The sequence below is a fragment of the Candidatus Zixiibacteriota bacterium genome (genome assembly GCA_016933955.1).
Taxonomy (GTDB): domain Bacteria; phylum Zixibacteria; class MSB-5A5; order GN15; family PGXB01; genus JAFGTT01.
This window is the reverse complement of the sequence record JAFGTT010000030.1, coordinates 1-15,711: the sequence shown is the minus strand read 5'-3', so window position 1 is coordinate 15,711 and position 15,711 is coordinate 1. Positions and strand designations below refer to the sequence as shown.

General features: G+C 47.0%; 7 protein-coding genes. 3 read left to right on the top strand and 4 right to left on the bottom strand.

The annotated features are described in order from the left end of the window. Positions 1 to 20 precede the first annotated feature (20 nt). On the bottom strand, positions 21 to 1,706 hold the full coding sequence (locus JXQ28_10415; protein ID MBN2278147.1) for a serine/threonine protein kinase: 1,686 nt from the start codon (positions 1,704 to 1,706) through the stop codon (positions 21 to 23). Positions 1,707 to 1,778: 72 nt separating this feature from the next. After that, positions 1,779 to 2,633, bottom strand: a complete 855-nt coding sequence (locus JXQ28_10410) for a T9SS type A sorting domain-containing protein (protein ID MBN2278146.1) — start codon at positions 2,631 to 2,633, stop codon at positions 1,779 to 1,781. A 358-nt stretch (positions 2,634 to 2,991) separates the two neighbouring features. Here JXQ28_10410 and JXQ28_10405 point away from each other — a divergent pair, with 358 nt between their 5' ends. Beyond that, positions 2,992 to 3,348, top strand: a complete 357-nt coding sequence (locus JXQ28_10405) for a CGGC domain-containing protein (protein ID MBN2278145.1) — start codon at positions 2,992 to 2,994, stop codon at positions 3,346 to 3,348. 76 nt (positions 3,349 to 3,424) lie between these two features. Beyond that, a complete protein-coding gene (locus JXQ28_10400; GenBank protein MBN2278144.1) occupies positions 3,425 to 4,618 on the top strand; it encodes an FprA family A-type flavoprotein in 1,194 nt (397 codons plus the stop codon). Between the two features lie 75 nt (positions 4,619 to 4,693). Here the strand turns inward: JXQ28_10400 and JXQ28_10395 are convergent, their stop codons facing one another. Both JXQ28_10395 and JXQ28_10390 read right to left on the bottom strand, forming a co-directional pair. Continuing rightward, a complete protein-coding gene (locus JXQ28_10395; protein ID MBN2278143.1) occupies positions 4,694 to 7,033 on the bottom strand; it encodes a hypothetical protein in 2,340 nt (779 codons plus the stop codon). A gap of 772 nt (positions 7,034 to 7,805) precedes the next feature. Further along, positions 7,806 to 12,248: a T9SS type A sorting domain-containing protein gene (locus JXQ28_10390; GenBank protein MBN2278142.1), complete on the bottom strand. Its 4,443-nt coding sequence runs from the start codon at positions 12,246 to 12,248 to the stop codon at positions 7,806 to 7,808. An 832-nt stretch (positions 12,249 to 13,080) separates the two neighbouring features. Between JXQ28_10390 and JXQ28_10385 the strand changes: the two genes are divergently transcribed. After that, on the top strand, positions 13,081 to 15,711 hold a 2,631-nt coding region (locus JXQ28_10385), incomplete at its 3' end, for a hypothetical protein (protein ID MBN2278141.1).

Genomic DNA, 15,711 nt, shown 5'->3' with positions numbered 1-15,711 from the left:
CAATCGGTTAGATTTAAAGATTATCGAAGGAAATAAATCGCCAGAAACGTAGCAATGATTAAAACCGAGGCGGAAACGGCGATAATGATTTTCTGTTTCTTATCGAGTCCCTTTTTAACCGGCTGAATTGGGCGACGGCGTTTATTGGTATCCACCAGATTCTTTTGAAGCTGATCCCAGTCAGTCAGAAATTCATCGATCGAGCGATACCTTTTGGCGATTCTGATAGCCAGCATTTTCTGAAGAATCGTGTCCATTCCCCGGGGCATCGATTCCTTATCGCGCCCCAGAAATAAATTACTCTGACGATCATAAACCGGATTCTTGCCGAACAGCATCTGGTGCAGAATAACTCCCAGGCTGAAAACATCACCATGTTTGCTGATCTGTTTTTCCGGAGGGGCATACCAGTTCTTTTCCATCAGGTCGTAATGAGGTGGTAGACCAAAATCGGTAACCCGGACTTCCTCATCGCCGGTAAAAAGGATGTTGGAGGGACGCAAATTGCCGTGAATAATACCATTTTTGGCGGCAAATTCGAGAGCATCGGCCACCGCCACGATTATCCTCATGGCGTCCTTGAAAGAATATGGTTTAACCATCCGGTCGGCCAGAGAACCGCCGGGAGCATATTCCATAACCGCCACCATCCGCCGTTCATCGCCCCCGGCGCCGAAAATATGAATGATGTTTTTATGCTTCAGGCTCGAGAGCAAACGGGCCTCTTTGAGACCTTTGCCACTCCGGGCGTTTTTCTTGATAATAAATAAATCCCGGGATTCCTTGTTCTCCACCAGCATCGTTGAACTGTATTTACTTTCCTTAAGCGTATCCAGAAACTGGCATTTGCCGATAAAGGAATCAACCCCGACAAATCCATTTCGCGGTGTTTTTCCGGCCTTGATACTTCCGGAAATGACATTGAGAATATCATTTTTAAGTTCGACCGCTTTTTGGTACCGATCCCGCGGATCCTGGGCCAAACACTTTTTTATAATATCATCGAACTTCCCCGAAATCTGCGGATTGAGTTCGCCGGGCAGTTTAAAATGGCCGGATGGCCGCTGACCGGTCAGGATTTCATAAATAATAATGCCGACCGGATAAAGGTCGGCGGCGGGAGTCACATGGGCCGATGATATTTTCTGCTCCGGCGACATGTAAGCAAATGTCCCCATGACAACATCGGAACTGGTCATCTCATGGTCGGGTTTATGGACAATATGGGCGATCCCGAAATCCGCCACCTGGGCGTTACCCTGCTTATCCACCAGGATATTGGCCGGCTTGATATCCCGATGAATAACCCCGTTTTTATGAGCATAATCGAGGGCCTTGAGAACCATGATTATGACTTCCAGTTTCTCTTTGATGGAGTACTTTTCGGAATTAATAAGGTCTTTGAATGATACCCCATCGACAAATTCCATGATGAAATAGTAACGGCCGTCAGTCTCCCCTTTATCTATAACATGAACGATGTTGGGATGGTTGAGATGCGCAATGGTAACCGACTCCTGGTCGAACCGTTTGACTATATCGGGATCGCTGATCAGGTTCGGAAAGAGGATTTTTATGGCTACGTATCGATTAAGAGAAATCTGGCGGGCCTTGAAAATTTCAGCTATGCCCCCCTGTCCGATTTTGGAGATAATTTCGTAATCCTTAATCTCCGGGACTTCTATATTTTTCGTATCCTGCAACATATCAATAAAATCGAGGATAACCCCAACATCAGGGCTATCCTCCTTATTAATCGGCAGGGAAGGACAAAAGATTTATTTCAAAAGCAGCATCTTTCTGGTCAGATTCTGCTTACCGGTCGAAATCCTGTAAAAGTACACCCCGCTGGGCACATCGCCGGCATTCCAGACAAGCTCGTGATGACCGGCCGGGAATTCTTCATCGGCCAGGATCGAAACACTCTGTCCCAGCAAATTGAAAATCTCCAGTCTGACAGTTGCCTTCTCGGGCAGGCTGAAGGAAATGGATGTGGTCGGATTAAACGGATTGGGATAATTCTGATTTAACTCAAAAGCCACCGGCAACAGGTTGTCGGACTCATCGCCTACGCCGGTTGGTCGCCGAATTTCAATGGTCCCGGCCGCGAAAGTGGTGCCCAGAGCTGACTCACCACTGCCATCGGAAATTTCCGAACGAATCCATCTGCTGATCGCCGCCCCGGAATAACTCAAGACTTCTTGATGGTAAATCGAATCGATGGCAACGGATGTTTCCGGGGCATCGTCGGACGCGGTAAAATACAGGGTGGCAACCAACCCGGAATCATCGGAGAAAGTTGCCAGAGGATTAATTGCGGTCGGTTCATAGGCAATTGTCACCTGGCCATCATCAACTCGATAATATCCATCCATTCCGGAACTTATCATAGAACCATCGAAATCGACATAAGTGCAGGTCAGATACTGATTGTCGAATTTAAGGGGGAGCCGGAGTGAAGTCAGATCCAATTCATTTCCCGCCAGCCATACTTTTACTGTAAAAGATTCCCCGGCCATGACGCTTTTACTTTCGACTATAATATCGCCGGCAAAAACTGCCGCTCCTGAAGAAACGGCGGCAAATATGCAGGTTAGTGCCGTAAGTGTGAAAATCGTTAACTTTCCTTTCATACTTATCAATCCTTTCCCGGCCCGATTGACGGGCATATGTTGTTATTATTCATATTTATAACCGGCCTTCGCCGGTATTTTCACACGTCTAAAGTGCAAAGCCGGTGCCGCAACCGGGGTTATAAACCGCCACCGGAACAATGAAAAATAGAGATGTTCGGATTTTGAACAGATCGGTCTTAAGATTGATTGAATTACCGCGGCTCGGGATCGTGATTTCGGGACTGACCGCCCTTTATAATATTATGACTCAATTCGGCGGCCTCTTTTGCCACAAAGAAACTTGTCTTCGGGCCAATATTGCCTTAATTTGAGTATATATATATGGAAAATATTTTTTTCGAAAGGAGTTCTCGATATGGCCAGAGTGGCAATTATCGGATGCAAAAGAATTCAGTATCAGTTATGTATCGCCTGTGAAAAATGCTTAAAAGCATTAGGCAAAAAAGAGGGTGAATTTGCCGCCTACGATGATGACGTGGAGTTGATCGCATTGGGCAACTGCGGCGATTGCCCGGGATTAATTATGCCCAAAATAACCTTGATGAACGAAATCGCCCGAAGCCTCGATCGAGATTACGATACCATCCACCTGGGTACCTGCGTTATGAAAGCCCAAAAAACCGGACAATGCCCGCTTGACCTGGATAAAATAAAAAAACTGGTCAAAGAAAATTTCGGTAAGGAACTAATCCTGGGAACCCATGATTACTGATTTTTAACTTATATCAATCATTTTTATTCGTATTTATCTGATAATTAGTCAATGTGTAAATTTTCAGAGGAGAATTATGCTGCCGACAGAAATAAAGAAAGATATCCACTGGGTCGGTGTCGTCGATTGGGATCTGCGTGATTTTCACGGCTATTCGACCGAAAAAGGATCCACTTACAATGCCTACCTGGTCAAAGGAACTTCTAAAACCGTCCTGTTCGATACCGTCAATGCCAAATTCACCGGGGAATTTATCGAAAATCTCCGCGAGGTTATTGAGCCGGGGAAAATCGATTATATCGTCTGCAACCACGCCGAGATGGATCATACCGGATCATTGGCGGAAATTATCGACCTTGTCCATCCGGAAAAAATCATCTGCAACAAAATCTGCCAGGATGCCCTGCTGGCTCACTACAACCGATCCGACTGGCCGTTTGAAATAATCAAGGAGGGAGATGGTCTTGATCTGGGCGGACGGACGGTACAGTTTTTCGGTTCTCCCATGATACATTGGCCGGAAAGCATGGTATCTTATATACCCGAAGAAAGACTGCTTATCTCCAATGATATTTTCGGCCAGCACTGGGCCACCAGCGAAAGGTTTGACGATCAGGTCAACCAGGGTGAATTATTCTGGCAGTCGGCCAAATATTATGCCAATATTTTCATGCCGACTTCACCGTCCGTGGCTAAATTCCTGGCCAAACTGGAGACCAATAAACTGGAGCCGGATATGATTGCCCCGGACCATGGACTTATCTGGCGTCGGGGGATTCCCGAGATCATGAAAGCCTATCATTCATGGTCAGACGGGCAAACCATTCCCAAGGCACTGGTGGTTTATGATACCATGTGGGGAAGTACCGCCCGGATGGCTCGCGCCATTGGCCGGGGATTATCCGGCAACGGGATAAGTGTCAGGTTGTTCGACCTTCATTATAACCATCGTAGTGATATTGCCACCGAGATGCTCGATGCCCGCGCTATAATCATCGGGTCTCCCATTATCAATAATCATATCCTGCCCAAAATGGCTGATCTGCTCTCCTATCTGCAGGGTCTTAAACCGATGAATAAAATCGGAGCTTCATTCGGTTCCTATGGCTGGAAGAACATGATCACCAAAATGCTTAACGAGCAGCTCGAGAAAATGAAAGTGACGCTGGTCGATGAGGGCGTTTCCTCGAAATACGTTCCCTCACAGGAAATCCTGGGGCAGTGTTTCGAGCTGGGGCGTAAAGTCCGCATGGTTGTTTTAGAGGGCTGATTCAATCACTGATAAATAAAAAAAGCCGGGAGAATTGATTCCGGCTTTTTTAGCGGGTATTATTTCATGAAAAAATCAGTCTTTCCACTTTTCATTATCAACTTCACATAGAACCGATTCCAAGTCGTTGAAAACGATCTTTTTCGGTTTCAGAGGCAAAGGCGGCAGAGCAAAATCCATTGTCGGCCCGGTAATCATATACCGTACCCGAGCTGTCCGGCCCTCGCCGAAATCGATAAACAGCGGCACATACATGATAAAATCATCCGGGACATTCTCCTGACGCACCCGGCAACTGACCAGATACTTCTTTCCCCCATCATCTTCCACCTCGTCCACTTTATAAGAAAAATTATATTTCGGGATATGGATATCATATATCCACTGGTTGAAAAACCAATCCAGATTTTCGCCCGCATGTTTCTCCGCTATAACCCGGAAATCATCAACGGTGGCCGCCTTGCCCTCGTAAGTGTGATAGAAATCGCGCAAGAGCCCCATAAAGACATCTTCATTCATCGTTTTCAAATCAATCAACATATTCCGCAGCATATGCAGGACCCAGGCTCCCTTATCATAGCACATCAGGTTATATCCATCTGGGCGCTCGGAACTTGAAGCCCGCGTCCCAAGGCCAATCGGCCCGGCAAAACGATCATCATCGATTTTGCGCTTGTGCTCATTGATAATCTCCCTGCGGGTTTCCTTCAGATGGTCAAAAAACAGTTTGTTATCCTTATATACCAATTGCAGGTACCAGAGACTGAAATATTCGGCAAATCCCTCGCTTAACCACTTATCCCGATAACTTTCATAATCGACCCCGATTCCCCACCATTGATGGGCAACTTCATGCGCCCTTAGCATTTTGGCGTAACCCATTCTATCCGTCCGTTGAAAATTAAATAAAGACAGATGGATCAATCCCGGAAAGGCCTCTCCGCCCAAGTCACTCAGTTCAGTGGCATCAAAGTGATCCACCGGGGAAGCATCCAATACAGCCTGATAAAAAGCCAGACTGGTGGCGACATCGCCGCCGACCTGTTTTTCCATATCCTTGCCGGATAAAAGCCCCAGAGACAAATAATATTCCTTCAATTCCTGATGACCCATCTCCGAAATGTACACCGAAACGGGCAGAATATCATCATGCTCAATCTTGTATTCCTTGAAGAAGCCAATATTAAAAGAGGCATTGCGAATCGGTTTTGAGGTAACGTAGCGGGAAGTCGTCACCTTTTTCTCGGTTTTTTCCGATATCTTATCGCCGACGCTGACCACGGTATGGTCCTTATGATAATTATAGGTAATATCGAATATCGATCGTTCCCGGATATCCGGATTAGAGGGATACCAGCCGATTGATGATTTTAAAATCAGCCAGTTGGTACTCCGGTCGATTAGTTCCCCATGATAAAAAATGGTTACGGAATCCACCCGGGTGCTGTCAAGGATCGCGGGGTATTCAACCCAGAGAATTGGATTTTCCTCTCCCTTGAAGAAATCGAGAGGCCGGCCGTCACCGCCGAAAACCGAATCTACCTCCAGATCACTATATAAGTAAAAATACAGCCATTTTTGACCGGCGAACCCGGCCTTAAAAAACAGCCTGGCACTTGCCGAAAAATCAAAGTTGGAACCGAAATCACATACCAGGCTGCATTTATCAATATGATAACTGATCAATTGGGTTTCGCCCGCATCATATTTACAAATCGGTTCTCTATTTTTTGAAAATCTTACCGGGCTCTTCCGCATCAAACAGATTTCCTCATCATCGGTAGGATCGTTCATATAAAAAAAAGGGACTCCGTCATCTTCACCATCAAAATAGGCATAAAAAAGGCCATTCTCCGTCCCATCGAGTAGCGGTTTGATAATCTGCCAATCGAATTCCAGGCCCTTATCCTCTCCCATATATTTCAGGCACTCTTTGATCACGCCCCTTGCCTTTCCGGGGACTTCCAAATAAGTAAATTCAAGTTGACTTTTCAATTTCCGGGCGGTGCTGTCACAGAATAGCAGAAACATATCGGAAAAAGCCCTGTTCAGAGTATCCTGTTCATAAAATCGTTGAAGCTGCATTTTCTCCATTTTATCTGGCGGATTGAACAAAATTCTCCCCGAACCGCTGAAAAACGCTCCGCATACGCGTTCGTTGATAGGTTCACAGAGAAAAAGACTCCCTTCTTCCAGAATGATCTGCAGGTCCGGCTGATTAATGATGAAATCGGAAACTGATGCGCCATTATATTTATCCGGTTTCATTTCCATCAGGGCTTTATAAGTCGCTTCATACGATCCCGAAAGCCGCCCGTTATCAGCCAGAGAGTTCCGGGTTGATAATGTCATGGCGATAAATCCCAGAAACAGGGAATAAATCACTCCATGTCTTAATCCGGTGATCAGGGACATAAGATACCTCTATATAGTTAATTAGTCATATCGAACATAATATGGATATTGTTGTTTTCTAATGTAATTAATATATGGGTATTAATCAATTGAAAAGAAATCGGCCTTATATGAGCCAGTTATACCAAATATGCTTCCTGAAAAATCGCTGTATAGTATGACTTTGTCCGGCGGGGATAGCATACCGTCATGTCAATCACAAATATTAACGGCGGCACTTTGACCTTATATTGGGCCTATGCCGCCGTCTATTACCGACTCGTCCCCCCTGTCCGGATAATCCATCGGAACCGAGTCGGAATTCGCCCCAGAGAAGGTGATTTTCTTGCCAATCAAGAGAGTTCCAGAACAAATCTCCCGCCAAATTTAGCGATGCCATCGAGAACTACAAAGAATCTGTTTTTAATTCATATTAACAATGATGAATAATACTCTGGCCGAAGGTGGTTATATTATCATTTTTGATTCGATAAATTACGCCTCCATTATAAGTACATTCATACAAACTATACACAACCGACATTATAACGGCCCAAACAAATGACATAATACCTTTATCACAGGTTAGTCTTTGATCCAAGAAAATTGATATCCAATTTGCAGGAGTGTGCTCGAATTCCCGCCCCATCAAGATTATATTTTAATATAGTCTTCCTGCGGCCGGCGTCAAGCCTTTTCTACCCGTCGGGGATTCCATAAAAATAAAAAAAACCGGCGGACAAGACATCCGCCGGGCAAATACGTTATGAAATTATGATCATGGACCTGTATGCTACTTGAGTAACATCATCTTTCTTGATTCGCTAAAATCACCTGCCTTAATAACATAGAAATATATACCGGAGGCCGCCGGGCGACCGCTCTGGTCATTACCATCCCAGATAATCGAATGCCGACCGGCTTCGTAGCCGCTGTTGATCAAACTGCGGACCTTGCGTCCCAGGGCGTTATAAATCATCAATTCGATCTGACCGGCCTTCGGCAGATCGAATTCGATGGAGGTCGATGCATTGAACGGGTTAGGGAAATTCTGTCTGAGAGCATATTCGGTTGGTAGCAGTCCATCCGTATCTTTCTCGGAAGTGAAACGGCGACTGATATCAATCCGTTCACCCGCACCGATCCAGGCTACATCCGGGTAGGTCCTGACACCATCGATATATATCATGAACAGGTCGGCTACATCAGGATAGCCGGTTGCTTTACCCACCATATCATCCAGGCCATAGACCGGCGTGAATTTAAGGAGCCCGTCACGACAGACGCCCTTTCCGCAAAGGACATCATTTGTCGAATAAACTTCAATGACAGCCTCGGCCGATACCGGTTGATTGTCAAGCGTCATATTCGAACCATAGACCGACATCCATTTCGAGGTCGGGACTGGACCGGTTATACTCCGCTCAGTTTTGGATACGGTCTTCGCAGGATTTGTTATAAAGCCGGGATAGCCGAGATAACCGTTGGATGCGGACTTGACCCAGTAACCCATCAGCGGTTTCATTTCGGTCAGCGTGTTAAAAGCGTCAAAACCGGGAATCCAGGTCAAACCGCCGTTATCGAATCCCAGGACGAATGCCACATTGCCCACAACCGAAGCCAGGGCGGTTTCAACCGCAAGCGGTTTATCGGGCCAGTAGCTGATCAGGTTAAGCCCGGAATAAATATTGATACCATCATACACTCCGATCGGCATCCCGCATATCTCAAGATCGGCGGCGCAATCCATCCGGAACCAGTAACCATGTTTATAATCGACGGTTTCCAGGGTGGCGAATTGATCCAGATCAGGATCGTAGGTTAACCCGCCCATTCCGAAACCGAGAATAACATCAATACAATCGACAATCTCGGTAATCAAATTCTCGACCCGATCTTCATAGGCAACATTCCACGAAATCAGGTTCCACCCCTGGTTGAGATGAATTGTACGGCAGACCTCGGTCGAAAATCCGCAGAGTTCAAAAATATCGCCGTTTTGCGTCCAGAGAATCGCCGGATCGGTGACAACCTGTCGACCATTAATCCGGAAAGTGATTAAATCTCCCGGTTCGGCACCCTCATCGAAATCGCTAAAAATATCATCACGATATATTGGCATAAAACCGTAAGAACCGTCATCCTTTACCGGAATCACACCGCAGAGAACTCCATCGGGATCATAGGCGGTGATTATTGTCCCGGGAGCGATTGCCTCGCCGTCAATCATCGGCATCCCGCAATAAACATTGATCCATTCATTAGTTGGAGTCACCTGGGGTTCGCCGAATTCACCCCACTCCACCACCGACCAGCATTTATGCAGGCTGTGGATACTGTCGTTGGGAAGCCAGTTATTCCAGGTTCCGGGAGCGTGAAGAGGATCGTCAGGATCATTGTTCGGCCCGTACATGGCCAGAGCGATTTCGATACCTTCATTATTCGGTTCACCCAGCGCCCAGTTGCTGAATACAAACGGCTCCTGTGTGATCCAGCACCATTCGGTATCAGCGTAGTAACCACCCAGCCAGAATTGATCCATAATACCGGGCTGGGCTGGGCCGGCCAGAACTTCATTGAGAATAAAAGCGTTTTCTTCGGCCGATGCCGCCGTGGCCAGATAGCCCGGCATAAAATCCTGAGTCAGGGTCTGGGCCAGTACCCGGGCATCTTCCCAGTAACGCTCCCCCGTTATCACGGCATACCAGTGATCATTGCCGCCATCCTCACTCCGCCACTGCACCATATTAACCAGAAGCGGCTGACTGCCAGACGGAATCGCCCCCATATCGTTCCGGGTACCATCCGGATCGTTATAGGCAGGATCGGGATCGCCGGTATTGACACAGGGGGAACCGGCCATAAGGCTGAAATCGGCATTGAATTCGGGATCGTCACTGATTGCCCCATCGCCGATATCAAGAATATTAATATACTCAATCTGGTTATTATAAACATCATTGTACGACAGTAACGGCTGAGCATGGGAACTGTCTATTCCCTGGCAGTGTATCCCGTAACCCTGATTAAAGGCGATGATATTGTTTTTAATAACCGGGGCGATGGTTGAAAATGAGGAGATCCCGCCATTGGCGCTATGGACAATGGTATTGTTGATTATGATGGCTCCGGCGGGGCCGGCAGTGGCGCTGGGCGGATAGCCGGGTCCGGCCAGTGATACCGCCGCCCAGTCAGTAACTGCTTGACCAGCCATGATATTATGCCTGATGGTCGGAGCCGAACTCCCGCAATAAACCGCCATCCAGCCTCCGATAAGAGCAAACCCCTCCAGCAAGGCGTAGGAGTTCTCGCCATGATTGAAAGTCACCAGGGTTTGATTGGAATCGCTCGTAATCGCTGTCTCCAGAGGACCGTCACTTGATTTGACGACGATGTTTTTGCCCTTAAAATTGATCGCCTCGTGATATATCCCGGGATGCACAATAACCGTATCGGCCCATAATGATAAATCGATAGCCATTTGAATGGTCGAGCAATCATAGGGGACATGTCTGGTCATGGGATAGTAATCGACCATTTCATATGGTATGGCGCCTATATCATTCCGGGAACCGTCGAGATCACTATAAATCGGGGCAGGATCACCGGCGTCGATACAGGGTGAATTACCCATTAGTTCGTAATCATATGTGGCCGGATTATAAAATTGCGGATTGGCGGAAATATCTCCAACCCCGGCCCAGGCATCGCCGGCAAAATTGGGATGATTATTCCAGAGATCATTATAATCGGCAATCTCGAAATTCCCGTAAATTCCATATTCGTTGGAATTGGCCACGATATTATTTTTCGCCACCCCTCGATTATTGATTGTATAAATACCGCGGTTATTGCGATCGAATGTATTATTGATAATATCCGCTGTGCCTGAATTTATACCGACACAACTGATTCCGCCATTTTCATAAAACACATTACGGGTAATTATGGCATGCCCCCCCTGGCATGTTATCACGGCGATATTATGGCCCCCGGGCATAATATTATTCCGAAATATGTTGTGATGAATAAACGGCTCGCAATTATCACCTACCACGACCGTATAGCTGTTTCCTCCGCCATAAACGGTGAAACCGGAGAATTCGGTCCCGACGCCTTCATTATTATTGAACGCGATAGTCGGGATATCCGGATTATAAGGATGAAGAGCAGTGTACTCGGCACCCGCATCACCGATTATTTTAATCCTCTTCCCCAGGTAATTAATGTTTTCCTCATAGTCACCAGAAGTCACAAGAACCGTATCGAAATCATTGGCCGCCTCGATAGCCTCCTGAATCAGCGAATAATCTGCCGGGACATGAATGACCTGACCCGAATCCCAGATTATATTGCCCTTGGTCAGGATAACCTCGATATAATGGGGGCTGTTTAGCGCCGCCGGGGCAGATATCATGACTGTATCATAATACTCCTCACCCGTCAATCCATCAACATCATACGACAGGATTAGTTCTCCAGGAGTAATCCCGCTGTCGGGCAAAAGATTCAACCAGGTCGAGTTATTGGAGGCCACCCAGCTGAGCGGATTCATGCTGGAACCGATTGAAATTGTGACGTCTTCCGGATTATCCGATCCCGGCCAGTACTCGGTCACAACTATATCGGTGCTGACCGTCAGGTAATCTCCCTCCTCGAATATTTCCCAACAATATGGTCCATTAAAATAAACTTCAGGATCATCGAATAGCCATTCGTATATTTCATTATCAGGCTTTATGGAATCGATACAGAAAGTCCCTGTTTCATCGGCATGAAGAGCAAAGCTGATATATTTGGTCGGTTCGGGATCGACCTGCCATCCCAGCGTTCCGACACCGGTGAAGTTGATCATATCAGGTAAAATTCCATCCCACTCAAAACCGAAAAAGGAATATAAAAAATTCCATTTCTCACCCCATCCGTTAAACATAATGATCGATCGATCCCCAAATGAGCCGCCCGGATAAATACTGTCGGCGCTGGTCCCTCCGACATCACGATGAGATAAATTTGTAATACTGCCATCCGGACTGTATATAGTACAAGTAAAACTGATCCCCAACATCTCCGCCCAATCGTTTTGCAGATAAATATCCATGGTGAAATCACTGCCCGCGACAATTTTGCCATTTGGCGAGGCCTCCGGGACAATGGCCGTAATACTGGTGGCACCGGTCCCGATTGCCAATCCGGTCAGCACCAGAAAAACTACTGTAGTCCGTAATAATTTCATAATCCCACTCCTTTTTATTTATTGAAATTACTATATGTTTCCCGCTTAAATTGGCCTTTTCTTTCCGGCCAAGTAAAAGGTTTATTTTGCCTGTTTAATCTTTAATCTGGATTGGAATATCAGGGATATATTCGGGATCGCCCGGATAAAAATATTTCCGTCTGGTTTCCCTCCTCAGGAAATGGCGATGTATACAATCAGTTTATACCAAAAAATAAACTTCTCCGGAAAAATGTCAAGGACAAATAAAGCCCCATTCGGCGATTTAATGGCTTCAGGCTTTCATGGTTGTTATATATGGCTAATAGAAATTTATTTATCACGGTCAATCAAAAATAACGCCGTCATTATCCGGCTCCCGGCAGGCAATAAATACTGAAATCCAGGACAAATTTTCCTGCATCAGGGCCAATTCTTTCTATTGACAGATTATGACATAGACTATATATTTATAATGTTAATTCGCGATGAATTAATTTGATGGGTTTTGGACCTTAAAAATTTCTAATATCATCTCACCTGCTGTAACCGGGTGCACGGATTGCGAACGGAAGAGCAATATTTTTGTGTTTTCCCGGTTTAGGCAATATTTAATCGGACTTCAGCAGTAGTTCGTCTGGTTATTTTGTGTTTTGTTTACGAAATGTAATTTTAAACAAAAATCGTCTTAACGGGTAATATTCGAAGGGGGGTGGTTGGTCGAATAATATTAGCAGTAAACGACATTTATAATGTCGTTTATAAATTCTCCCGGTTGGCTTTGATATTGCTTGAATGAACCTCCGGGGGGATAAGTTGGGAACAAACAAATGGATTTCGAAAGGAGATAGGAATGACGAAAAGATTATCGGCAATCATAATATTCTCCTTGATAATCATTGCCATTCTATCAATCGGCGTGTTTGCCGCCAAGACTCCGACCGACAATACCTGGTCGCACCGGATCTGGTCGGAAAAAAACACCCGCCACAAACTGGCCGGAGCCGAGCATCAAATCGGCTATGCTCCGCAAACCGGTTCTCAGACTTTGGGTTTCGATGAAATTCGGTCAACTTCACCCGGTATTCAGGTCGGTATAACTACCTACGACCTGCAGAGTAACACCCGTATGAATCGCCAGATCGACTGGCGTAACAGTGAATACGTCCACATGATCTGGATGAAATCGACCACCTATGAATTGGCTAGTATCGATCGCGGTACCGGTTATGAAGTCTGGGATTCCGATGAAGCGACATTCGTATTTGAAGGGACCGGCGGCGGTTGCGACATTCATGCCCGTCTTGGCCCGGGTGTCAACTACTCCGGCTATATCGGTCTGGATGTCGACACCGAAGGCAAGGTTGTCATTGCCAACCATCACGATGAAGGAGCCGGTTATGCTTCGACCGTTTGGTATGATTTTGACGTCGCCGCCTGCTTCTTCTCACCGTATAAACGACCGGTTCCTGATTCGACCATGAACTACGGCGTTCCGCCAAACCAGCAGAACACCGATGAAGCCGAATTTATCTGGCCGCAACATGAGTATCAGGTCTGGAACGGTGATACGGTCACACATGTCTTTTCAATGCAGTTTGAAAATGATATTGATCCGTCGTTCGTGCATTATTTCCGTCGGGTCGGTTCCGATACTGTGGGCGCCTGGGATTATCCGCCCATGATTGTGGATACCATTCCGAATATCTGTCAGTCTGTCGCGGCCTCCCGGGTGAGCGGTAAAGTGGCCTTGATCTGGGGCGGCGATCCGGGACAGTATCCCGGCGATCCCGAATCGATGACCCAGCCCGGACTGGATCCCGATCTGGGAAGTTATCAACGAACGCTGGATATTTTTATCATGGTTTCCAATGATATGGGAGCCAACTGGGGATCAAAGCAGAACATCTCCGGCTATGACTCGACTAAAGGCGGATGGCTTTTCAGCGGCGATTTAAACGGTCTTATCGACTCCAATGATAAACTGCATATCGTAGCAGTGGCCCGCGAAGCTATTACCACCGGAACATCGCTGGGCGAATGGGTCAACTTTTATGGCTCACGGCTGTTCCATTGGGATGAAACGACCGATGAGTGGCGGACTGTCAAGGATGCCAACTGGGATATTACCGATGATGCTATAAATGACAGCACCTGTACCGGTGGCGCCTGGAACAATACTACTATCGTCCGCCCGATGATCTCCGAATGCGACGGCAAGTTCTATACCATTTTCACCCAGTTCCTCGATGTTCCTCATGGAATTATCTCGGACTGCGCCCTGCTTCGCTGGCAAGGCGCCGGTTATTCGGGAACGGCCAACGGTGAAATTTACATTTCCGTTTCCGATAATGACGGTTATAACTGGGATCTGGCTCGCAACCTGACCAATACCCCAACACCATTGTGCGATACTGCCACCGGAACCGAAAATCCCTGTGAATCCGATCATTATCCATCGATGTCGCGTTTCGGTATGGAAGTGGTTGACGGCGATTTCACCGGTGTTCCGGTTGTCGATCCATCCGGATCTTACAGCGGCGATTTTTATCTTGATGTTCTTTACATCAATGATAAATTCCCCGGCTCATGCATGCAGGATGCCGGTATCTGGACCACCAACCCGGTCAAGTGGTTCCGGGTTCCCTGCGTGGAACCGGTTCCCAACCCGGTGCTGACTTACTCCCCGGCCAAAATTGATCAGCCGACCTGGACCAAACCCACCGTTCAGCTTGACACGGTGGTAAGGCTGGAAAATGTGGGTAATGCTCCCCTGACAATCAATTCTATTACGGTTGCGACCCTGCCCGGCGATCCGGCCTGGCTCGATATCAGCAATTATGGCCCGATTACGATTTCGCACCTGTCGCCCAACTTTACCACCATCGACTTGTATATGAATGATGGTGGTGTTGTGACGACCGCGCCGGCTGTTCTTACCGGATATGTGATCATCAATTCCAATTCCGTCGGCGGAAGCATCGATACGCTTCCGGTCAATCTGATCGTGGCCGATACCGTTCAGTTCCCCGATGATTCTGAAATTCGTACGGCCTGCGTGAGACTGTCGTTTACCAATACAGGTGATATCGGTGATGGCGGCTCCGGCGGTGGCGGCGGATATAACCTGAACTATTTCAATGATTGCGACACACTGGAGAACATCAGCGGAGCTGATGATCATGCCAAGGTATACCTCTATGATATGAGTCCCTTTATATGCATGATCAAGAGCGGCGACACCGTCCTGAACTATGCCATGTATGATGCCACCTGGCTGTCCGAAAACGGTTTCCGTCCTCTGGTCAGTCCCTCGGCGGATTCCAGCACTTATCCGGATTACCAGTATGGTTACTCTGGTATTTTCGTCTCCAAGGATTCGACCATTGAGTTTGATCAGGAGCTCTTTGCCCCGACGGCATCTGACAGTTGTGACTTTGTCGTTTTGAAACAGCGGATTATTCCCAAGGCGGCCTACACCGGC